Genomic DNA, 21,598 nt, shown 5'->3' with positions numbered 1-21,598 from the left:
AGCTGTCCCGGCGGTCGACCGTCGGTATCGACGCCGCGAACTGCCGGTTAACTGTCCGTCGTGCTCGAATTGCCCGGAACGCTTGCGGCCGGCGGCCGGTTCGGCCCTGCTCGTCGGTGTTTAAGGGTGACCTGCGCCAACAGCACCATCACCGCGACGATCACCAGCCACGTGTAGCCGACCACCGAGATCGCCGGAATGATCGAGAGGCTCGCGTCCCGGCCGGTCACCCGCACCAGGTCGGGATCGGTCGCGTCGTAGTCGATACTGATCCGCTGTCCCACGGACAGGCCGCCCGGATAGAGAATCCCCAGCCGCGGATTGTGGAACTGCCCGTCGGGGGTCGTGAAACTGACCGCCGACTTGGTGGTACCCGCAGACACCACATCGCCCACGGTCGTCGCCTTGTGCGCGTTGATCTTCCCGTCGTTGCGATAGCAGCCGGCCACCATCGCCGCCATCATCAGCGTCACGAAGACGCCGAGCACCAGCAGGCCGATCTGCCAACGACGCAGCGTCACGGGGCTCATCTGCGTGACGGGCGAGTACCAGGACATAACCGGACCAGCCTAGCCGCTGGCAGCTGCGTGCCCGGCCGCCAGCAGCGCGTGACAGCGCACCAGCCGATCCCGCCACCAGCGGGTGCGCTCCGGGTCGGCGAGCGGCAGGTCGGCGTGCAGCTCGACCGTCCGCGGCGCCAGGCGCCCGTCGACCGGCGCGAACGGATCGGCGACGTCGCGCTCGAAGAAGCCGCCGGTGCCCAGGCCGCAGGCGGGCGGCGTGATGGGGAGGGCCACCGCCGTCGCCACCCCGGCGGCGATGCCGACGACGGAATCGAGCGCGCTGGAGACCACCACCGGCAGCCTGATCTGTTCGGCCAGATCGAGCACCCGGCGCATCCCGCCCAGCGGGGCCACCTTGAGGATCGCGACGTCGGCCGCATCCGCGGCGATCACCCGCAGCGGATCGTCCGCCTTGCGGATGCTCTCGTCGGCGGCGATCGGGGTATCGACGGCCCGCCGGACCTGCGCCAGTTCGTCGATGGTGCGACAGGGCTGCTCGACGTATTCGAGTTCGCCAAGCGCATTGATCGCCGTAATCGCCTCGGGCACCGACCAATTCATGTTCGCGTCGACCCGCACCACGTCGATCAGCTCGCGCACGGCGGCGACGCGATCGGCGTCGTCGGCCAGCGTCTGCCCCGGCTCGGCGACCTTCACCTTGGCGGTGCGGGCGCCCGGGAATCGGCCGAGCACCTGCGCCACCTGGTCGGCCGGGACCGCGGGAACCGTCGCGTTGATCTCCACGCTGTCGCGACGAGCGGGCGGGGGGCCCTCGTAGGCCGCCTCGATCGCCGACGCCAGCCACCAGGCCGCCTCGGCGTCGTGGTATTCGACGAACGGGCCGAACTCGCCCCAGCCGGCGGGCCCGTGCAGCAGCAGGACCTCGCGGCGCGTCAGCCCGCGGAACCGCACCCGCATCGGCAGGCTGACCACGACCGCTGATTCCAGCAGTTCGGCGACAGCGGGAACCGGCGGCATCTACAACCGCGCCCGGATCGCGGCGTGCAGATCGCGTAGCCGTTCACGATCGGTCGGCACCTCGATGACCTCGATGCCGTCCGGCGAATCGGCCAGCGCCGCCGGGAGATCCGCGAGCTCGACCCGGCGATGAGTGGCCCCGAATCCGGCGCACAGGGCCTCCAGGTCGGCGCGGTGCGGTGTGCCGAACACCCGCTCGTAGGCGCCGTCGTACTCGGGTCCGCGGAATCGTCGATCGCCCTGTTCGAGCAGCCCGAAGATGCCGCCGCCGTCGTCATTGGCGACCACGATGGTCAGCGATGCGGGCCGCGGCTCGGCCGGGCCGATCAGCAGGCCGGTCGCGTCGTGCACGAAGGTCAGGTCGCCCATCAGCGCGACCGTACGTCCCGCGGTATGCGCGAGCGCCGCTCCGATCGCCGTGGACACGTTGCCGTCGATCCCGGCCACCCCGCGGTTCGACCGCACGCGCACGTCCGGCCCGATCCGTCCGGCCAGCGCCACATCGCGGATCGGGTTCGACGCCCCCACCAGCAGCTGTTCGCCCGGGCGCATCGCCGCGCTCACCGTGCGCGCCACATGTAGGCCGGTCGGCCGCCAGGCGCCGTCGAGTTCGGCGTCGACGGCCGTGATCGCCGCCTGCTGAGCTGCGGCGCACTCCTTCAACCACTCCTCGGCCGGCGCCCCGGACACCTCGGCCCGGGTGCCGGTGGCCAGCACGTTGCCGGAGACATCGGGCCAGCGCGGGCCCGTGGTGAGCGCATAGACGCGAACCTCGGGGTCGGCCAGCAACGCCGACACCTGCCGGTGCAGCGTCGGTCGACCGCAGATGATCGCCTGACGGACAGGAAGTTTCGGCAGTACCAGCGGATGCAGCGGGTTCTCGGGCCGCGGGGCGGTCGGCTCGGCAACGGTCGGCAGTACCGCCAGCTCGGGACGCACCCCGGCACCATGCCCCGACACCACGACGGTGTTCTCGGTCAGGTCGAGATCGATCGGCACGTCCAGCCGGCCGACTGGCGCCGTCGTCCACGGCAATCCGCCGGGACGACCGGCGAACCGGCCCAGCTCCTCGTCGGCTGCATGATCTTCATCCGGCACCAGCGGCTCGCGCAGCGGGATGTCGAACTGCACCGGACCGGCATTGCCGGTGCGGGCGCCCCGCGCCGCCGCCAGTACACGCCCGACCGCCGACCGCCACTGACTGTTGGTGTCCAGATCCTGTTCGGCCAGGCCGAGGCTGATCGCCGCCCGCACCTGCGTGCCGAAGATGCCGAACTGCTCGATGGTCTGATTGGCACCCGACCCCAGCAGCTCGTACGGGCGGTTGGCGCTGACCACCACGAGTGGCACGCGCGCGTAATTCGCCTCGAAGACCGCGGGACTCATGTTCGCGACCGCCGTGCCGCTGGTCATGACGATCGGCACGGGCTGGCCGGAGCCGACGGCGAGGCCCAACGCCAGGAACCCCGCGGACCGCTCGTCGATCCGCACGTGCAGCCGCAGCCGACCCGCGCGGTCGGCCGCATGCAGGGCGAACGCCAACGGCGCGTTGCGCGACCCGGGGCAAAGCACCGCATCCCGCACGCCGCAGCGGATCATCTCGTCGACGATCACGCGCGCCTGCAGAGTCGAAGGATTCACCGGCCCAGGCTATTGCATAGCCCGCCCAGGGCACGGTCGCCCGCCTGCGGGCCGGAATCAGCACGCGGCCGTCTATTGACTAGCGGTCTAAAATCGGCCCATGGGTAATCGCGAGTTCGACGTCGTAGTCTTCGGCGCCACCGGTTTCGTCGGCAAACTGACCGCTCAGTATCTGGCCGAGCATGCTCCGACGGGCACCACCATCGCGCTCGCCGGGCGCAACGAGGCGAAGCTGGCCGCCACCCGGGCCGAGCTACCGGCGGCGGCGCACGACTGGCCGCTCATCATCGCCGACGCCGATTCGCCGGCCTCCCTCGATGCGCTCGCGGCACGCACTCAGGTCATCTGCACCACGGTCGGCCCATACCTTCGTTACGGGGAAGCCCTGGTCGCCGCGGCCGCGAGCGCCGGCACCGACTATGTCGACCTGACCGGCGAGGTGCCGTTCGTCCGGCGGTCCATCGACAAGCATCACGACACCGCCGTCAGCAGCGGCGCCCGCATCGTGCACGCCTGCGGATTCGATTCCATCCCTTCGGATCTGGGCACCTATGTGCTGCATCAGCGGATCGCCGCGGACGGCTCCGGCGACCTCACCGACACCACGATGATCCTCACCGAGTTCAGCGGCGGCATCTCCGGCGGCACGGTCGACTCCATGCGGGTGATCGCCGACCTGGCCGCCGACAAGGACGAACGCAAGGTGCTCATCAACCCGGATGCTCTCACCGCCGGGCCGCAGGGCAGCTCGCCGCGGATTAAGCAGCCCAGCGACATTGCCACCATCAGCGCCTCCAGCGTCGACCCATCGCTGCGCGGACGGCTGGCCCCGTTCTTCATGGCCAGCTACAACACCCGGATCGTGCGCCGCTCCAATGCGCTGCTGAATGACGCCTACGGCAAGGACTTCCGCTACGGCGAGGCGATGAGGGTCGGCAACAACCCGATCACCTCGGCGCTGGCCGCGGCCGGGGTCCAGATCGGTATGGGCGCGTTCTTCGGCGCGATGGCGATCAAGCCGCTGCGGCCGCTGATCGACCGGCTGCTCCCGAAGCCCGGCGAAGGGCCCAGCGAAAAGGCCCGCAACAAGGGCTTTTTCATCACCGAGACCTACACCCGGACCAGCACCGGCAAGCGCTACCGCTCACGGATGAAGGCCGATGGCGATCCCGGCTACAAGGCGACCGCGGTGATGCTCGGCGAGTCGGCGCTGACGCTGGCGCTCGAACGCGACAAGTTACCGACGCTGACCGGCGTGCTCACCCCGGCCGCCGCGATGGGTGGCGTGCTGGCCGATCGGCTGCGCGCGGCCGGATTCGAGATCACGGTCGACCAGCGCGGCTGATTTTTCTGTGGCTGTGGGGCGACTACTGACATTTATTGTCGACTGACGCCAGATTTCTGACAGTTATCCGGCTTCGCCATCGAAGGTCCGCTGCAGCTTGAGGAACATCGAGTCGGCATCGGCGCACAGCCGATCGCCGTCCCGCAGCTCGGCGCTGATGTAGATCTTGCGGCCATCGACCCGGTCGATGCGCGCGGTGGCCACCAGATCGGTGTCCAGCGGCGTCAGCGATCGGTAGTTGATGTTCAAATACGCAGTGCGCATGGGGCTTTCGAAAGCGATCAGTCCGGCGACCGCAAGTACGTAGTCGAAGACGACACCGATCTGACCGCCATGCGCGGCGGCGCCGCCACCGAGGTGATAGCGACTCATCCGGACCCTCGCGGTGATCTCGTTGTCGCCAACCTCGGTCACCGTGATCGGCGGCACCGTGATGCTGCCACGCGATTCCAGGCCGCGGCGCGACCAGGACGGCACCTCCCACTCGGCCACCTCGGCGCCGGCGAGCAGGTCGTTGAGCTCTTCGAGCATCTCGATCGCCCGGTCGGTGATCTCCGGAGAGGGGTTGGCCGCCTTCGCCCGGTCCATGAACTCCCGGACACGATCCAGGAACTCCGGATATCGCGGTCCGCCGTCGGGCGCGTCCACCAGATGCGGCAGCATCCGGGCGTAGACGTCGTCGAGCCGGGTGGCGGCTTCGGGCAGGGAAACGTGATTCGCCGGATCCGCCGACATGACTTAAGCCTGTCCGGGACGCAGCGCGATGAACAGGCCGTCGGCCTCGCAGCACAGCGTCTCGCCGTCATGCATGGTCGCGCGCACGAAGGCCTTGCGGCCCTCGATGCGGTCGATCGAGGTCGCCACCTTGAGTGGCTTCAGAATCGGGGTGACCGACCGGTAGTTGATGGTGATGTACGCGGTGCGCGTGACCTGTCCGGTCGACAGCGCCGCGGTCATACCGAGCAGGTCGTCGAAGACCAGCGCGATCTGTCCGCCGTGCGCCGCACCGTTGCCGCCCAGCGTGTAGCGCGGAAAGGTCAGATCGGCCCGAACGCCGTCGGTGTTGGAAAAGCCGGTCACCTGGTACGGCGGCAGGGTGATGTTGCCCCGCGCCGGCAGATCGTGGCGGAGCCAGGACGGCACGCTCCACTCATCGACCTCGGCGTCGGCCAGAATGTCGTTGAGTTCCTTCAGTTTTTCGATGGCGGCGAGCGCCTGCTCGTCGGTCGGCGACGCGGCCTTCACGCGGTCCATCGCCAACCGGGTCTGGGCGATGAACTCCGGATAGTGCACCCCGCCGCGCAGCCCCTTGCCCGCCGCGGCCTCCTCTTCGGCCAGCATCTCCATCATCGGCCGGAATCCGCCCTCGTGGTGCTCGGCGCTCGGCGGCGCAGTGGGATCCATCTGGGCGCTCTGGTCAGACATGAGAACACGTTATCGTTCGACGCCCGGGTTCGGGCACACGGCCTACCGGCCACCGGGATATCCGGCAACTACGCGAAACGGGGCCGCACCCGGTATCGGGTGCGGCCCCGCGCTGCGAAGGCGGTCACCAACTAGGCGACGACGAGCGCATCCTCGGTCTGTTCGACCGGGGCGACGGTCGACACGATCCGCGGCATCAGCCCGGCCAGCACGCCGCCGAGCGCAACCAGGCCGGCCATCCCGGCCATCGACAGCGCATAGGCGTCATGCAGGTTGCCGATCGCCGAGTACAGCGTTCCGAACACCGCCGCACCGACCGCGACCGAAAGCGCCTGCGTCGTATTGAAGACACCGGACGCCGCACCCGCCGACCGCACCGGAACGTCCTTGAGCACCAGCAGCCCGGCCGCACCGATGATCGCACCGAAGCCGAGTCCGGCGAGGAAATAGGCCGGCACGAACCACACCGCCGGTTGGGCGGTGCCCTCGGCGGCGATCATCGTGCCGATGCCGGCGATGAAGATCGCCGCGCCGCCCTGCAGCACCTTTCGGCCCCAGATCTCGGCCAGCTTGGTCGCCGCCAGCCCGGCCGCGATCGGCACCGCCAGCGAGAACGGCACCCACGCGAGCCCGGTGCGCAGCACCGACCAACCCAGCGCCGCCTGCACGTGGATCGACTGGATCAGGAAGAAGCCGCCGGTCGGGATCGACAGCGCGAGAAAGGCGACGATGCCGCGGCTGAACGACGGCGTCGCGAACAGCGACGGCGGCACGAGGGCCTCGATGCCGCGGCGCTCGGTGCGCAGCTGGGCGTAGGCGAAGGCGATCAACCCGACGACACCGGCGGCCGCAAGCACGAAACCCCAAGCCGGCCAGTCATTGTCGGGCCCGAGGGTGATCGGTAGCACGATCGCACCCAGCGAGGCGCCGAGCAGTCCGGCGGAACCGCCGGTGATCGGAGCGGGGTGATCGGCGCGCGACTCCGGGACCAGAGCCCGGGCGGCGATGACGGCGATCACCGCGATCGGCACGTTGACCAGGAAGATCGGCCGCCACTGCAGGCCGCCCAGATCCCACTGGGTCAGCAGCGCGCCGACGACCGGTCCGGTGACCGCAGCCAGCCCGATCACCGCGGTGAAGGCGCCCATCGCGGTGCCGCGCTCCTCCGGCCGGTACATCACCTGGAGGCTCGTGAGCACCTGCGGCACCATCGCTGCCGCGGCGACGCCCTGCAAGATCCGGAATGCCACCAGTTGTTCCGGATTCGCGGCGATTCCGCACGCGAGCGACATCAGGCCGAAACCGATCAGCCCGGCGAGGAACACGCGGCGCCGGCCGAAGCGATCGCCGAGCCGGGCGCCGATGATCAGACAGACGGCAAAGGCCAACGGATACCCGGCGACGACCCACTGCATCTGCGCCGACGAGGCGCCGAGGTCATGCCGGATGGTGGACAACGAGACATTGACGACCGTGGCGTCCATCAACTCCATGAACGACGCGGCGAGCAGGCAGATCAGCGCGATCGTGCGGGCGCGCCCGCTGATCGTGGCGGCCGAGGACGGCGGCGCGGCCTCGAGGACGGTGGCAGACATTCTGACTCCCTTTCGCTGGTCAGACCGGGGATCGGTCCGGCTACGTGAGTAAGTTATGACTCCATGTGGACAGAATCTGTCCGCTACTCAAAGCAGTTATCCGGTCAATTTCTGTCCGGATAGTGGTTGACTCTGTGTTTATGGCCGATACCACCGAACGCACCCTGAAGCTGCTGGCGCTGCTCCAGGCGCATCGGCTGTGGAGCGCCACCGAACTCGCCGACCGGCTCGACACCACCGAGCGCACCGTCCGCCGCGACGTCGAACGGCTGCGCACGCTGGGGTACCCGGTGCAGTCGGTCCGCGGCAACGGCGGCGGCTATCAGCTTTCGGCCGGCGGCTCGTTGCCTCCGCTGGTGGTCGACGAAGAAGAGGCCGTGGCCATCGTCGCGGCCCTGCGCAGCGCCGCGTCCGGCGCCGCGGCCGGCCTGGCCGACGGTTCGGTGCGCGCCCTGGCCAAGGTGACCCAGGTGCTGCCCGGCAAACTCCGCAGGCGCGCCGAGGCCGTCCAGGCGATGAGTGCCACCGTCCCCGGAATGGCCGCTCCCGCAATCGATGCCGAGCACTTGACGACGGTCGCGCTGGCTTGCCGCGACACGGTCGAGCTGACCTTCGGCTACTCCGGCGGCACGGCGGGCGGTCAACGTCGTCGCGTCGAGCCGCTGCGGCTGGTCCCGCTGGGGCGCCGGTGGTATCTGGTCGCGTTCGATCTCGATCGGGCGGACTGGCGCACCTTCCGGCTCGATCGGCTGACCGACCCGCAGCCCGGACGACGCTCCTTCCGCCCCCGCGAGATCCCCGGCGGCGACCCGGCCGCCTACGTGCAGCAGAGCCTGCGCCGGGTGCGTCAGGTCTATGAGGCAACGGCCTTGGTGCACATGCCTTTTGACGAGGTCAAGAAGAAGATCCAGCGATGGGCCGAGGTGTCCGAGCATCCCGGGGGCGCGGTGGTGACCATGCGCCAGGACGACCCGGCATGGATCTTTCACACGCTGGCGTTCCTCGACGCCGACTACGAATTCCTGGAGGTCTCCGAGGAGATCCTGGTAGCCCTGCGCACCCGCGAGGCCCGCAACTCGCGGGCGCTGTACCTCGCCGGCAGATCAGCCCCGGCGGACGGGCACAGCGGCTAGCGTCGAGACATGGGCTGGTACGAGGATCAGGTGCTGCCGCGGATCATCGAGAAGACCTGCGGCATGGAGGCGATGAACAAGCTGCGGGTGGCGGCGTGCGAGCCGCTGACAGGTTCGGTGATCGAGATCGGCTTCGGCTCCGGCTTCAACGCGCCGCTCTATCCGGACGGCGTCACCTCGGTCACCGCGATCGAGCCCAGCGACGTCGCCTGGCAGCGGGCCGCGACACGCGTGTCGGCCGCGGCGGCCCCGATCACCCGCGCCGGCCTCGACGGTCAGCGACTCGACTTCCCTGACAACACCTTTGATTCGGCCCTCTCGACGTTCACCCTCTGCACCATCCCCGACCTGCCGGCCGCACTCGCCGAACTGCGCCGCGTGGTCAATCCCGGCGGCACGTTCGCGTTCTTCGAACACGGCAGCGCCCCCGACGCGAAGGTCCAGCGCTGGCAGCGCCGCCTCGAGCCGATCCAGAAGCGGGTCGGCGGCGGCTGTCATCTGACCCGGAATGTGCGGGAGGTCGTGACGGCGGCCGGTTGGGAGATCGTCGGCGCGGATTCGTTCTATGCCAAGGGCCCCAAGACATTGGGCGCGTTCACCATGGGCTACGCCCGCAATCCCTAGCCGGTTCGGCAGCTGGAACCATGACATATCCGGCCGCTCGAGGACATATCGCCCTCCACGCGCCGGATACGCCAGGCTTTCAGCGACCCATGCCCGGCGATAGCATCGCCGGGTGACCGAGAACCCGTTCGACCCGACCCAGTGGAACCCCGTCCCCGGCTTCGAGGACCTCACCGACATCACTTACCACCGGCATGTCGGTGAAGGCCGGGTCGACGGGATCGTGCGCATCGCGTTCGACCGGCCCGAGGTGCGTAACGCCTTCCGACCGCACACGGTGGACGAGCTGTACCGGGTGCTCGACCATGCCCGCCGCACCCCCGATGTCGGAACGGTGCTGCTCACCGGCAACGGACCGTCTCCGAAGGACGGCGGCTGGGCGTTCTGCAGCGGCGGCGATCAGCGGATTCGCGGCCGGTCCGGCTATCAGTACGCGACCTCGCACGACTCCGATGTCGTCGCGGCCGGCGCCGACACGGTCGACGAGAACCGGGTCAAGGCCGAGGGCGGACGGCTGCACATCCTGGAGGTGCAGCGGCTGATCCGCACCATGCCGAAGGTGGTGATCGCGGTCGTCAACGGCTGGGCGGCCGGCGGCGGGCATTCGCTGCATGTGGTGTGCGACTTGACGATCGCCTCCCGCGAGCACGCCCGCTTCAAGCAGACCGACGCCGACGTGGGGTCGTTCGACGCCGGCTACGGCAGCGCGTACCTCGCCAAGCAGGTCGGCCAGAAGTTCGCACGCGAGATCTTCTTTCTCGGTCGCGCCTACGACGCCGAGACGATGCACCGGATGGGTGCGGTCAACGAGGTCGCCGATCATGCCGAACTGGAGAACGTGGCCATCGAATATGGGCGCGCGATCAACGGCAAGTCGCCTACGGCACAACGCATGCTGAAGTTCGCGTTCAATCTCACCGACGACGGACTGATGGGCCAGCAGGTGTTCGCCGGCGAGGCGACGCGGCTGGCCTACATGACCGACGAGGCCGTCGAGGGCCGGGATGCGTTCCTGCAGAAGCGCGATCCCGACTGGGACGCGTACCCGTACTACTACTGACGCCGCCGGCCACCCGCCACGCGGGTGGGTGGCCGGACTCGGTCAGAGTCCCAGATCGGTGATGATCTGCTTGATCTTCTCGAACTGACGCACGACGCCGGCGTGGTCCTCGGCGATCGGCTGCACCGACAACACGTTGACGCCGGACTCGGCGAAGGCCGAGATCCGTTCGCGCACATGGCCTTCCGAGCCGACCAGCGAGATTCCGTCGACCAGGGCCTGCGGCACCAGCTCGGCGGCCTCCTGCTTCTTGCCGTCCAGGTACAGATCCTGGATCACCTTCGCCTCGTCGGCGAACCCGTAGCGCACCGCGAGGTCGTTGTAGAAGTTCTTGCCGCGCGCGCCCATACCGCCGATGTACAGCGCGGCGTTGTGACGCACACCCAGCTGCGCACCGGCCGCCAGGTCCTTGTCCTCGGTGATGGCCAGCGCGGCCATCGCGGTGACGCCGAGCTCGCCGAGCGACGGGTCGCGCTTCGCGAAGCCTGCATCCAGGGCATCGCCGAACGCGTCCTTGAACTTCTCGGGATAGAAGAAGATCGGCTGCCACTCCTCGAACAGTTCGGCGGCCAGCTCGACATTCTTGGGGCCGATCGACGCCAGTCCGATCGGAATCCGCTCACGCACAGGATGATTGATGATCTTGAGCGGTTTGCCCAGCCCGGTGCCGCCGTCCTCCTTGGTGAGCGGCAGCTTGTAGTACTTGCCGTCGTACTCGGTCTTCTCGCGGCGCCACACCTTGCGGCAGATCTCCGCGTACTCACGCGCGCGTCCCAGCGGGGCGTTGTACTTCTGGCCGTGGAAGCCCTCGATCACCTGGGGCCCGGACGCGCCGATGCCCAGAACGAAACGGCCCCCCGAGACGTAGTCGAGGCCGGCGGCGGTCATCGCCATGTTGGTCGGCGTGCGCGAGAACAGCGGCAGGATGCCGGTCGCCAGTTCCATCGTCTCGGTACGCGCAGCGATGTAGCCGAGCTGGCTCACGGCGTCGAAGCTGTACGCCTCGGCGACCACGACACGATCGACACCGGCATGCTCGTAGTCGGTCAGGTTGTCCATCGTCTCTCGGAAATTGTTGGCGTACGCCACGGGGACCGCGAGCTTCATAGGTGCCGACCTCTTTCATCTGTGCTGTTCGAGCATTTACATACCGGTTTGCATGTGATTCATATCTTGCATCACGCAATGGCCCTCGGGAAGTGACGCTGTTCACCCCCGGAAACGACCCCGCGAAACCCGCTTAGCCACGCTCAAGCGCCATTTGAAGTGAACATTCGATGAACAGCTCGCAGAAACGGGAAAACCTGCAGGTCACACGCGACTTCCCGGCCGCGGGCATTTTCGACATTTTTACGATCAGCACGCCAGAATCATTGCCATGAGCGCAGAGATGCTGATCCTCGTTCTGTTGGTGATCACTGCCATCGGATTCGATTTCACCAACGGCTTCCACGACACCGGCAACGCCATGGCCACGTCGATCGCCACCGGCGCGCTCAAGCCGAAGGTCGCGGTCGCGCTCTCGGCGACGCTGAACCTGGTCGGCGCCTTCCTCTCGGTCGAGGTCGCCGCCGCCGTCGCCAAGGACGTGCTGAACCAGCCGAAACTGCTCAACGGCATCGATCCCACCAAGGCGATGCTGATCATCTTCGCCGGACTCATCGGCGGCATCCTCTGGAACCTCTTCACCTGGCTGTTCGGCCTGCCGTCCAGCTCGTCGCACGCGCTCTTCGGCGGGTTGATCGGCTCGGGCCTGGCCGCCATCGGCTCCGGCGCGATCAACTGGCACGGCCTGTCCAGCAAGGTGCTGATCCCCGCGGTCGCGGCCCCGATCATCGCCTGCATCGTCGCCGCCTGCGGCACCTGGATGGTCTTCCGGATCACCGCACGCCTCACCAGCAGTCGCACGACCGACGGTTTCCGATGGGGCCAGATCACCACGGCCTCGCTGGTCTCGCTCGCCCATGGCACCGGTGACGCGCAGAAGACGATGGGCGTCATCGCCCTGGCCCTGATCATCAGCGGCCACCTCGACGCGGCGTCGGTCAAGCACGGCCTGCCGTTCTGGGTGGTGTTCCTGTGCGCCGGCGCCATCGCGCTCGGCACCTACCTCGGCGGCTGGCGCATCATCCGCACCCTGGGCAAGGGCCTGGTGGAGATCTCGGCGCCGCAGGGCATGGCGGCCGAAGCATCGTCCGCGGCAATCATTCTCACCTCGAGCGCATCCGGCATGGCGCTGTCGACCACCCACGTGGCGACGGGCTCGATCCTCGGCAGCGGCGTCGGCAAGCCGGGCGCCAAGGTGCGCTGGGCGGTCGCCGGGCGCATGGTTGTCGCCTGGGTCACCACACTGCCGATGGCGGGCCTGGTCGGCGCGGGCACCTACTACATCGCACACCTGATCGGCGGCGCCGCTGGAGCGATCGTCATCTTCGCGATCCTGGTCGCGCTGTCCGGCTACATGTACTGGCGCGCCCAGCAGCAGAAGATCGACGCGAACAACGTCAACGACGACTGGGACGGCAACGACCCCGCCATCGCCGAGCAGCCGCAGACCCCGGCATCGGTCTGATCCCGCCGACTTCCGCCAGAAAGGCACATCCTCGTGGATACCGTTGAAGCAATCGCCAAGGTCCTATTGGTCGGGCTGGCTCTGGGCGCCGGGCTGCCGGCCCTCTTCGCGATCGGCCTCCGGCTGTTCCTCACCGAACCGGCCAGCCAGGACGGCGAGCCCGCCGCCCCCGGCAACCCGATCACCCGCTACGCGGGCATCGCGCTGTTCGTCCTGATCGCGGCCGTGATCGTCGTGGCGATCCTGTGGATCACCCGCACCACGATCGACTACTACTTCGACATCAACCTTTTCCCGTTCGCTCCCAAGAAATAGCCGGAGAGGTCGTACTGATCGTGACAACTTCGAGTACGTCATTCGATGCCGTCCTGGACTGGCTGCGCAAGGGATATCCCGAGGGCGTGCCGACGTCGGACTACTTCCCGCTGCTAGCCCTGCTCAAGCGGGACCTGTCCGAGGAGCAGATCACCAAAGTGATTCTGACCGTCGCGCGCGAGCACGGGCTCGAGCACCCGTTCACCGAGGAGCAGATCATCGGCGCGATCGCCACGGTCACCGAGCAGTCGCCGAATCCGGAGGAGATCAACCAGGTCGCCTCCCGGCTGGCCGCCGCCGGCTGGCCGCTCGCGTCGGCGAACTGACCAGCGACCGCCCGCCGCGGCCGGCACCCCATCGGTCGTCGCAGTCGGCCGTCCCTCGCGTGCGCGAACCGGTCGCGGTTCCGGCACCCGGACCACAAGGCCGCATCTGACCTAGGATTACCGCATATGGCGGCGCCGACGCGCGCCGCCACCCGGATAGCCGCCCGATGACGAGGAAGGAGACGGCAGATGGATCGGCCGCATTTCCTCAAGACGATCGTGGATTGGTTGCGTGAGGGCTACCCCAACGGCATTCCCTCGGGCGACTATGTCCCGCTGGTCGCGCTGCTGCGCCGACGACTGACCGACGACGAGGTCAAGCAGATCACCCACGACCTGATCAGCCAGCAGCGCAGCGGTACCGAGGTCACCGACGACGGCGGGGACGACCTCGCCCCCATCTCGAAGATCGACGCCGGCGTCCAGGTGATCAAGGCCATCGATGAGCTGCCGTCGGAGTCCGACATCAAGCGGATCCGGGAACGCCTCGAACGGAAGGGCTGGCCGTTCGACGACGAGCCGTTCGGCGGCGAAAGCGCCGAGCACGATTCGCTCGGCGAACTCGATGATCGCGACGGCGAATCGGGACGGCCCTGACCGTTCTGCGGCCGCTGGCCCTCGGCGGGCCGGACTCGATCCGTGCGGCCATCCCCCTGCTGACGGCGGCGCTCGACGGCGAAGCCAGTCTGCTGCCGGTTCCGGACGGTGACGCCGTGACGGCGGCGCTGCTCCGCGACGCGCTCGGTCCGGACGAACCGATCGACGATGCCGTCGCCCTCGTCGTCGCGACTTCCGGTTCGACCGGAACTCCCAAGGGCGCCATGCTGACTGCGGCCGCCCTGCGCGCGTCGGCCGATGCCACGCACGCCCGGCTGGGCGGACCCGGGTCGTGGCTGCTCGCATTGCCGCCGCAGCACATCGCCGGGCTGCAGGTACTGCTGCGGTCGCTCGCCGCGGGGCATGAGCCGGTAATCCTCGATGTGACAACCGGTTTCGAGCCGGCGTCACTGACAGCCGCCATCGACACAATGCCCGCCGGGCGGCGCTACACCTCGCTGGTGCCCGGGCAGCTAGTCAAGGTGCTCGACGACCCCGACGCCACCGCGGCGCTGGCCGCTGTCGACGGGGTACTCGTCGGCGGTGCCGCGACGCCACCGGCGTTGCGCGCCAAGGCCATTGCGGCCGGCGTGCCGGTGGTGCGCACCTACGGGATGAGCGAGACCTGCGGCGGTTGCGTCTACGACGGCGTACCGCTCGACGGCGTCGACATCGTGCTGGACGACGAGAACCCCGACGGGGTCGGGCGCGTCCGTCTCGGCGGCGCCACCGTCGCCCTCGGCTATCGCAACCAGCCCGATCACCCGGCCTTCGCCCGGCCCGGCTGGTTCCGGACCGATGATCTGGGCACCCTAACCGACGGCGTGCTGGCGATCGCCGGACGCGCCGACGAGGCCATCAGCAGCGGCGGGCTGACCGTGCTGCCCCAGGTCGTCGAGGCCCAGCTGACGCGGCTGCCCGGCATCGCCGAGTGCGCCGTATTCGGGTTGCCGCACGAGCGGCTCGGCCAGCAGATCGCCGCCGCGGTGGTCGCGGCACCCGGCCACGACACGCCGACCGTCGACCGACTGCGCGCGGAACTCGACGGGCTCCTGCCGACGACATCGATTCCCCGGCAGGTGTTCACCGTCGACGAGCTGCCCCTGCGCGGACCCGGCAAGGTCGACCGGCGCGCCCTCGTCAACCGGTTCTCCCAGGTCTAGCCGCCTTTCATCGCCGCGGGTAGGCGGCGCAAGCAGACGACAGCGGCCGCAAGCGAGACGACAGCGGGTCTCGGCACTCTGCTATCCATGACCACAACCGTGAATCAGCCCGCCGCGACCGCGCCGGGCGACATCCGCACCACACCCGCGATCGAGGCGCATGGCCTCGTGAAGACGTTCAAAACGAAGTCGGGTGAGAACCGGGCCGTCGACGGCGTCGACCTCGTCGTGCAGCCGGGCACCGTCTACGGCGTCCTCGGCCCCAACGGCGCCGGCAAGACCACCACCGTCCGGATGCTCGCGACGCTGCTGCGTCCCGATGCCGGCCGGGCCGAGGTCTTCGGCTATGACGTCGGCCGGCATCCGCAGGTCGTGCGCTCGCTCGTCGGCCTCACCGGCCAGTACGCGTCGGTCGACGAGGAACTGACCGCCGTCCAGAACCTGATGGTGTTCGGTCGGCTTCTCGGCCTCAGCCGCAAGGCCGCCCGCGCCCGCACCGGCGAACTGCTCGAGGAGTTCTCACTCACCGAGGCCGCCGACCGGCCGCTCAAGGACTTCTCCGGCGGCATGCGCCGGCGACTCGATCTGGCCGCCAGTCTGATCGCCACGCCGCCGCTGCTGTTCCTCGACGAGCCGACCACCGGCCTGGACCCGCGTACCCGCGCCCAGATGTGGGACACCATCCGTCGCTTGGTCTCTGAAGGCACCACGGTGCTGCTGACCACCCAGTACCTGGACGAGGCCGACCAGCTCGCCGACCGCATCGCGGTGATCGACCACGGCCGGGTGATCGCCGACGGCACCGCCGACGAGCTCAAGTCGTCGATCGGCACCAGCACGCTGCAGCTGACCCCCACCGACCGCAACCACGCTGCCCGCGCCGCCGAGGTGATCGAGCAGATCCTTTCCGAGACAGCCACTCTCAGCCCCGAAGCGGGACGGGTGACCGCGCCGATGCGCCGCGCCGACCTGATGGCCGACATCCTGCTGGCATTGCGCAGCGAGAACATCGCCGTCGAGGAGATGAACGTCCAGAAGCCCACGCTCGACGAGGTCTTCCTCACGATTACCGGTCAACCGACCGACGACCAGTCCGACTCCACGACCGAGGAGGTCAACCGATGACCACCATTGTCTCCGAACCCACCACTAAAGCCCCTGTCGCGCCGACGCTTCCGCCGGTCGACCTGTCCGATCGCGTCGGGCTGCGCAAGACCGCCGCGCACAGCCTCACCATGGCCTACCGCGGGCTGCTCAAGTTCCGCCGCAACCCCGAGCAGTACTTCGACGTCGTGCTGCAACCGGTCCTGTTCACCGTCATGTTCGCCTACATCTTCGGCGGCGCGATCTCCGGAAGCGTGAGCGCCTATCTGCCGCTGATCATTCCGGGCATCCTCGTGCAGACCGTGCTGACCACGTCGATGGTCACCGGTACGCAGCTGCGCGAAGACATGGACAAGGGAGTGTTCGACCGCTTCCGATCGTTGCCGATAGCCCGGATCAGTCCGCTGGTCGGCGCCCTGCTGTCGGATGCGGTCCGCTACGTCATCGCGATCACGATCACCTTCGTCACCGGCATCGCAATGGGCTGGCGCCCGGAGTTCTGGGGCACGCTGGCCGCGGCCCTTCTGGTGATCGTCTGCGCCTTCGCACTATCCTGGATCTGGGCCTGGCTCGGCGTCATCGCCCGCAGCGCCTCGTCGGTGCAGGGCATCTCGCTGATGATCCTGTTCCCACTGACCTTCCTGTCGAACGCCTTCGTCCAGGTGCACACGATGCCGGGATGGCTGCAGGCCTTCGTCAAGATCAACCCGATCTCGCACCTCGTGTCGGCGGTCCGGTCGCTGGCCAACAACGGGGTGGCCGACATCCACGTGCTCTGGTCGCTCGTGGGCGCCGCGGTGATCGTCGCGATCTTCGCCCCGCTTGCGGTCAGCAGGTACAGCCGACAGAACCGCTGACGGTCGATCGCTAGTCGGCGAGTGGCTTCAACAGCGTCAGGATCTCCCGGACCGCATGGGTCCGGGAGATTCTGCACGTCTCGCCCGCCAACGAATCCCATTGCGCGGCACCGAGTCCGGACGCCTCGCCGGCGTCCGCGGCGCAGTCCCGCAGGGCCGGATAGTCGAGGCGCGCAGGCAACCGTTGCGACAGCGCCAGCAGCCTCGGCCCAGCCCCGTTCGGCGCATCGATCGCGCCGGCGCAGATGACGGCACCGCAGGCCAGCGCGATGGTGCCGGTCTGCGGAATATCGAAGCTCCCGCCGGGAGCGTGCAACCGGCCGACGATCGCCGCCAGCGTGCCGACATACGGTGCCGCGGCATCGGCGCGGCCGGCCACCGCGAGTGCACACACGGCGTTGCTCATGACGAGACTGACGAACGGATCACGCCCGATACCTTCGTGATTGGCGACAACGTTGTCGATGCATCGGCGGTAGAGCTCGGCGGCTTGCTCCAGTCGGCCGTCAGCCCGGGCCAGCTCCGCGCTGGACATCAGAATCGTCGCGACCGTTTCGGGATGCCCCTGCGGATCCGGCTGATCCGGAGTCCAGCCGCGGGTCACGTCACCGTAGATCTCTCGCGCGGCGGCGACATCGCCCAGCCCGAGCAGCGACGTCAGCAGATAGCCGCGTACCTGCCGTGAGTCCTCTTCGGCACCGATCTCCACCATCAGCGCCAGGCCACGTCGGTAGGACTCGACGGCGTCCCGGTAGTGCGCACGTTGTCCGTGCAGCCCACCGATCCCGGTGGTGGTCATCGCGATCATCCAGAGATCGCCGCGCTCGGTGGCCCACTGCAGGGCCAACTGGGCATCGGCCATCGCCCCAGCGTGGTTGCCGAGATTCTCCCGAGCGTTCGTGCGCACCATGGCGGCCGTCATACGAACGTCCTCCACCTCCGAGAGCATTCCCCGGCAAATGGTGCGCATCGCCTGAGTCGGATTGCGGGACAGGAGGATCGACGAGATGAAATCGGCCTGCCGAAGCAGCGTCAGCTCCGGCCGCAGCAGCCGACGCAATCGCGTGCGGGTGACCGCGATCTGCCGCTTGTCGCCCTGCCAGAACAGGTGCCCCAGCGCGATGAGATAAGCCCCCTGATAGAGCTCGCGTTCGTCTTCCGTCAACGACCGGGCATCCCGGGAGTCGAGCGCCCCGAGGATCTGCGGCGCCCAGGCGATCACCTCGTGATGGAGCCCGCGCAGCGCCCAGAACGCCGATATCGCGGTGTACGCGCTGACGATTCCCCACTGATGATCGTCGGGACGACTGCTGCGGTCCGGGTCGGTGCAGCGCCGCAGCACCCAGACGAGGTTGTCGAGTTCGCGAGCCACCGCCCGCACCGCTTCTCGCTGCCGGAGCCGCTGCTCATAGTCGGCCCGCAGCCGCGCGGTCAGCTCGACCGCCCATCGGGTCATCGCCGAATCGACCTCTCGGCCTTCCCCGCTGGCGGCGAGCTGCTCTTCCCCGTACTCCCGAACCATCTCCAACATCCGGTAACGCACCGTCGGCGGCTCGTTCGGCTCGGCGATCTCGGCCACCTGCAGCAGCGACTGATTGACCAGTGCCGAGAGCCGGTCGTCGAGATCGAATCCCGTTGTTCCGCAGACGGTTCGGGCCGCATCAAGCGTGAAACCGCCCGGGAATCGACAGAGTCGGCGCAGGGCTTCTCGGGCGGGGTCGTCCAGCAGATCCCAGCTCCAGTCGATGACCGCGTGCAGCGTCCGGTGTCGGGTCGGCGATGCGCGATCCCCGCTGCGCAGCAGGGCGAATCGTTGCGCGAGCCCCGCGCGGATATCGGCGACGGTCATCGTGCGAATGCGCGCAGCGGCAAGCTCGATCGCGAGCGGCAGCCCGTCGAGCTCGCGACACAGCTGCGCCACCTCGGCCAGGTCGAATCTCGCGTCGGGGCGAATGGAACGCGCTCGCTGCAGAAACAGATCCGTTGCGGCCGAGCCTGATTCGTCCACCAGCAACGGCGGGAGCTCGTACACCGTCTCCGACGCGATCTGCAACGGCGAACGGCTGGTCGCGAGAACGGTGATATTCGGCGCGGCGCCGACGAGGTCGGCCGCGGCCTGGGCGCAGGCATCGACCAGGTGCTCGCAGTTGTCCAGGATCACCAGCGTCGGCCGCCCACCCAACGCGTCGGCCAGACGCTGGGTCAGATCGCCGAACACCATGCGTGCCCGGCCGGCCGGCGTCAGATCCGATTCGCCGATACCCAATGTCGCACTGACAGCGACCATCACGTCACCGCCATCGCGCACGGAGGCGAGCTCGACGAGGAACACCGGATCGCCGGCACTCGCGGCGGCATGCCCCACGCTGTTGGCGATCCGGGTCTTCCCCGCCCCGCCCGGGCCCAGCACCGTCACCACTCGATGACGCTTGAGCAACTCGGTGATGTCCGCCAGATCCTTGTCCCGGCCGATCAGCTCGTTCGGTTCGGCGCGGATTCCCACGGCGCTCACCGGCTTTGCCGGCGGGGGCGCGGCTTCCCCGGAATCGGCGGTCAGCAACTGGTTGTTCAGTGCCACCAGCTCCGGGCCCGGGTCGGTGCCGAGCTCGGCCGAGAGCACTCGCCGGATGCGGGCGAATACCGCGAGCGCATCCGAGGTGCGGCCGAGGCCGGCCAGCGCCCGCATCAGGGTGGCGTGTGCCGGCTCATCGAGCGGATCGGCGGCGCAGCGGGCCTCGGCGAGCCGTCGCGCCGCCTCGAAATCACCGTCCGCCAAGGCTGTCCGCGACAACCGATCATCCAGGTCCGACAGCAGCTGGTCGGCGTGGCGGCGGATCTCGCCCGCAAGGTCATCATTGCCCAGATCGGCGCCGGGCTCGCCGCGCCAGAGTTTTCGGGCCGCGCGCAACGAGTCGTCGGTGCCGTCGGCTATCAGCGACTGAACGGCGTAGAGATCGACCGCGGTCGGCTCGACCGCCAGCCGATATCCACCGGGGCCGGCCTCCAGCGCGTCGGCGGGCAGCAGCGGACGCAGCCGGGAGATCTGGGTATGCAGGGCGGCCTGCGGCGACTGCGGCTGGTCGTCGCCCCAGACCGTGTCGATGAGTCGGGCCGCGGACCGGAACTGCCCGGGCTCGACAGCCAACGCGGCGAGCAGCGTCCGCGCCCGGGCACCGGGCACCCGCTTGATGTCACCGTCCGGATCGACGACGCCGACCGGACCCAACAACCGCACTAGCACGGACTGCTGGGACACCTGTGCTCCTTCTGGTCGGTGACGAGGCTCGAGACCGATGCCTGCCGGGTATACGGCCGCAGTCAACTGTAATCCCGGACCGTGGCAGGATTGCGGCCATGGCGACGGCGACTCAGTGGATCGAAGGCGCCCGGCCCCGGACCTTTCCCAATGCCGTCGCGCCGGTCATCGCCGGCAGCGGCGCGGCCGGCTGGTCGCATGACTTCGTCTGGTGGAAGGCGATTCTGGCGCTGGCGGTATCCGTGCTGTTGATCGTGGGGGTCAACTACGCCAACGACTACTCCGACGGCGTCCGCGGCACTGATGACGAGCGGGTCGGGCCGATGCGCCTCGTCGGCTCCGGTGCCGCGACGCCGGGGGCGGTCAAATCCGCGGCCTTCGCCGCTCTGGCCGCCGCCGGCATCGCCGGCATCATCCTGTCCCTGACCACCGCGTGGTGGCTGATCCTGATCGGCGCCGTGGCGATCATCGCGGCCTGGTTCTACACCGGCGGCAAGAATCCGTACGGCTACCGAGGATTCGGTGAGATCGCCGTCTTCGTCTTCTTCGGCCTGGTGGCCGTGCTCGGCACGCAGTTCGTGCAGGCCGAGCGCATCGACTGGGTGGGCGTGGTGTGCGCGGTCGCGGTCGGCTGCTTCTCCAGCGCGGTGCTGGTGGCCAACAACCTGCGCGACATACCGACCGACACCGAGTCCGGCAAGCGGACTCTGGCGGTCGCGTTGGGCGACAAACGAACTCGGATCCTGCATGTGGCCCTCCTGACGATTCCGATGGCGGCCTCGGTGCTCCTGGGTTGGGCGACCTGGTGGGCACTACTCGGCCTGATCGCGATTCCGGCCGCTGCGAAGGCGAATGCCCCGGTACGAACCGGCAAACAGGGCCCGGCGCTGATTCCCGCCCTGGCCCTCACCGGCATGTCCATGCTGCTGTGGTCGATCGGCACCGCGGTCGGATTGTTCATCGGCGCCTGACTCCGACCCCGCGTCGCGAAAAATCCGAGCCGCTTTCGCAGATCCGCGCCGGCTATAACCGGCGCGGATCCAC

Annotated in this window: 20 protein-coding genes; 12 read left to right on the top strand and 8 right to left on the bottom strand. The window is 68.7% G+C overall.

Going from position 1 to position 21,598, the window contains the following annotated elements:
* Positions 1-47 precede the first annotated feature (47 nt).
* The 3 genes from G341_RS0107945 to menD are packed head-to-tail and all read right to left on the bottom strand — an operon-like array spanning position 48 to position 3,182.
* Complete coding sequence (locus G341_RS0107945) at positions 48-530, bottom strand: DUF3592 domain-containing protein (protein WP_043450994.1); 483 nt, start codon at positions 528-530, stop codon at positions 48-50.
* A 39-nt stretch (positions 531-569) separates the two neighbouring features.
* Positions 570-1,541, bottom strand: a complete 972-nt coding sequence (locus G341_RS0107940) for an o-succinylbenzoate synthase (protein WP_018178591.1) — start codon at positions 1,539-1,541, stop codon at positions 570-572.
* Positions 1,542-3,182, bottom strand: a complete 1,641-nt coding sequence (gene menD, locus G341_RS0107935) for a 2-succinyl-5-enolpyruvyl-6-hydroxy-3-cyclohexene-1-carboxylic-acid synthase (protein ID WP_026303398.1) — start codon at positions 3,180-3,182, stop codon at positions 1,542-1,544.
* Positions 3,183-3,282: 100 nt separating this feature from the next.
* Between menD and G341_RS0107930 the strand changes: the two genes are divergently transcribed.
* Complete coding sequence (locus G341_RS0107930) at positions 3,283-4,527, top strand: saccharopine dehydrogenase family protein (protein ID WP_018178589.1); 1,245 nt, start codon at positions 3,283-3,285, stop codon at positions 4,525-4,527.
* A gap of 63 nt (positions 4,528-4,590) precedes the next feature.
* Here G341_RS0107930 and G341_RS21455 read toward each other — a convergent pair whose 3' ends face one another.
* The 3 genes from G341_RS21455 to G341_RS21450 form a co-directional block, all read right to left on the bottom strand.
* Entirely contained in the window at positions 4,591-5,262 is a 672-nt protein-coding gene (locus G341_RS21455) for a PaaI family thioesterase (protein WP_018178588.1), read from the bottom strand.
* Positions 5,263-5,265: 3 nt separating this feature from the next.
* Positions 5,266-5,952, bottom strand: coding sequence for a PaaI family thioesterase (locus G341_RS0107920; protein WP_026303397.1), 687 nt, complete (start codon positions 5,950-5,952; stop codon positions 5,266-5,268).
* Between the two features lie 131 nt (positions 5,953-6,083).
* On the bottom strand, positions 6,084-7,547 hold the full coding sequence (locus tag G341_RS21450; protein ID WP_018178586.1) for an MFS transporter: 1,464 nt from the start codon (positions 7,545-7,547) through the stop codon (positions 6,084-6,086).
* A gap of 140 nt (positions 7,548-7,687) precedes the next feature.
* On the opposite strand from G341_RS21450, the gene G341_RS0107910 reads away from it, so the two are divergent.
* From G341_RS0107910 to G341_RS0107900, 3 genes are all read left to right on the top strand, one after another.
* Entirely contained in the window at positions 7,688-8,680 is a 993-nt protein-coding gene (locus tag G341_RS0107910; RefSeq protein WP_018178585.1) for a helix-turn-helix transcriptional regulator, read from the top strand.
* Positions 8,681-8,689: 9 nt separating this feature from the next.
* A complete protein-coding gene (locus G341_RS0107905) occupies positions 8,690-9,304 on the top strand; it encodes a class I SAM-dependent methyltransferase (protein WP_018178584.1) in 615 nt (204 codons plus the stop codon).
* A 112-nt stretch (positions 9,305-9,416) separates the two neighbouring features.
* Positions 9,417-10,364: a 1,4-dihydroxy-2-naphthoyl-CoA synthase gene (locus tag G341_RS0107900; protein ID WP_018178583.1), complete on the top strand. Its 948-nt coding sequence runs from the start codon at positions 9,417-9,419 to the stop codon at positions 10,362-10,364.
* A 42-nt stretch (positions 10,365-10,406) separates the two neighbouring features.
* Here the strand turns inward: G341_RS0107900 and G341_RS0107895 are convergent, their stop codons facing one another.
* The gene (locus G341_RS0107895; protein ID WP_018178582.1) at positions 10,407-11,471 is read right to left on the bottom strand and encodes an LLM class F420-dependent oxidoreductase; all 1,065 of its coding nucleotides are present in this window, start codon (positions 11,469-11,471) and stop codon (positions 10,407-10,409) included.
* Between the two features lie 271 nt (positions 11,472-11,742).
* Here G341_RS0107895 and G341_RS0107890 point away from each other — a divergent pair, with 271 nt between their 5' ends.
* The 7 genes from G341_RS0107890 (at position 11,743) to G341_RS0107860 (ending at position 17,298) form a co-directional block, all read left to right on the top strand.
* Positions 11,743-12,936, top strand: a complete 1,194-nt coding sequence (locus G341_RS0107890) for an inorganic phosphate transporter (protein WP_018178581.1) — start codon at positions 11,743-11,745, stop codon at positions 12,934-12,936.
* A gap of 33 nt (positions 12,937-12,969) precedes the next feature.
* On the top strand, positions 12,970-13,251 hold the full coding sequence (locus tag G341_RS0107885; RefSeq protein WP_018178580.1) for a hypothetical protein: 282 nt from the start codon (positions 12,970-12,972) through the stop codon (positions 13,249-13,251).
* A gap of 20 nt (positions 13,252-13,271) precedes the next feature.
* Positions 13,272-13,577 carry a DUF3349 domain-containing protein gene (locus G341_RS0107880; RefSeq protein ID WP_018178579.1) on the top strand — a complete coding sequence of 102 codons (306 nt, stop codon included), beginning with the start codon at positions 13,272-13,274 and terminating at the stop codon, positions 13,575-13,577.
* A 189-nt stretch (positions 13,578-13,766) separates the two neighbouring features.
* Positions 13,767-14,174, top strand: coding sequence for a DUF3349 domain-containing protein (locus G341_RS0107875; RefSeq protein ID WP_018178578.1), 408 nt, complete (start codon positions 13,767-13,769; stop codon positions 14,172-14,174).
* The gene (gene menE / locus G341_RS0107870) at positions 14,171-15,337 is read left to right on the top strand and encodes an o-succinylbenzoate--CoA ligase (protein ID WP_051092699.1); all 1,167 of its coding nucleotides are present in this window, start codon (positions 14,171-14,173) and stop codon (positions 15,335-15,337) included. The genes G341_RS0107875 and menE overlap by 4 nt, the downstream gene beginning before the upstream one ends.
* 87 nt (positions 15,338-15,424) lie before the next feature.
* Positions 15,425-16,462 carry a daunorubicin resistance protein DrrA family ABC transporter ATP-binding protein gene (locus tag G341_RS0107865; RefSeq protein ID WP_018178576.1) on the top strand — a complete coding sequence of 346 codons (1,038 nt, stop codon included), beginning with the start codon at positions 15,425-15,427 and terminating at the stop codon, positions 16,460-16,462.
* Complete coding sequence (locus G341_RS0107860; RefSeq protein ID WP_018178575.1) at positions 16,459-17,298, top strand: ABC transporter permease; 840 nt, start codon at positions 16,459-16,461, stop codon at positions 17,296-17,298. The genes G341_RS0107865 and G341_RS0107860 overlap by 4 nt, the downstream gene beginning before the upstream one ends.
* A 10-nt stretch (positions 17,299-17,308) precedes the next feature.
* Here the strand turns inward: G341_RS0107860 and G341_RS0107855 are convergent, their stop codons facing one another.
* Entirely contained in the window at positions 17,309-20,554 is a 3,246-nt protein-coding gene (locus G341_RS0107855; RefSeq protein ID WP_018178574.1) for an AfsR/SARP family transcriptional regulator, read from the bottom strand.
* A 98-nt stretch (positions 20,555-20,652) separates the two neighbouring features.
* Here G341_RS0107855 and G341_RS0107850 point away from each other — a divergent pair, with 98 nt between their 5' ends.
* Positions 20,653-21,525, top strand: coding sequence for a 1,4-dihydroxy-2-naphthoate polyprenyltransferase (locus G341_RS0107850; RefSeq protein ID WP_018178573.1), 873 nt, complete (start codon positions 20,653-20,655; stop codon positions 21,523-21,525).
* Positions 21,526-21,598: the final 73 nt, after the last annotated feature.

It is taken from the genome of Jongsikchunia kroppenstedtii DSM 45133, from assembly GCF_000380485.1.
Taxonomy (GTDB): domain Bacteria; phylum Actinomycetota; class Actinomycetes; order Mycobacteriales; family Mycobacteriaceae; genus Jongsikchunia; species Jongsikchunia kroppenstedtii.
The sequence above is the reverse complement of the archived record's forward strand: the minus strand, read 5'-3'. Positions and strand labels throughout refer to the sequence as shown.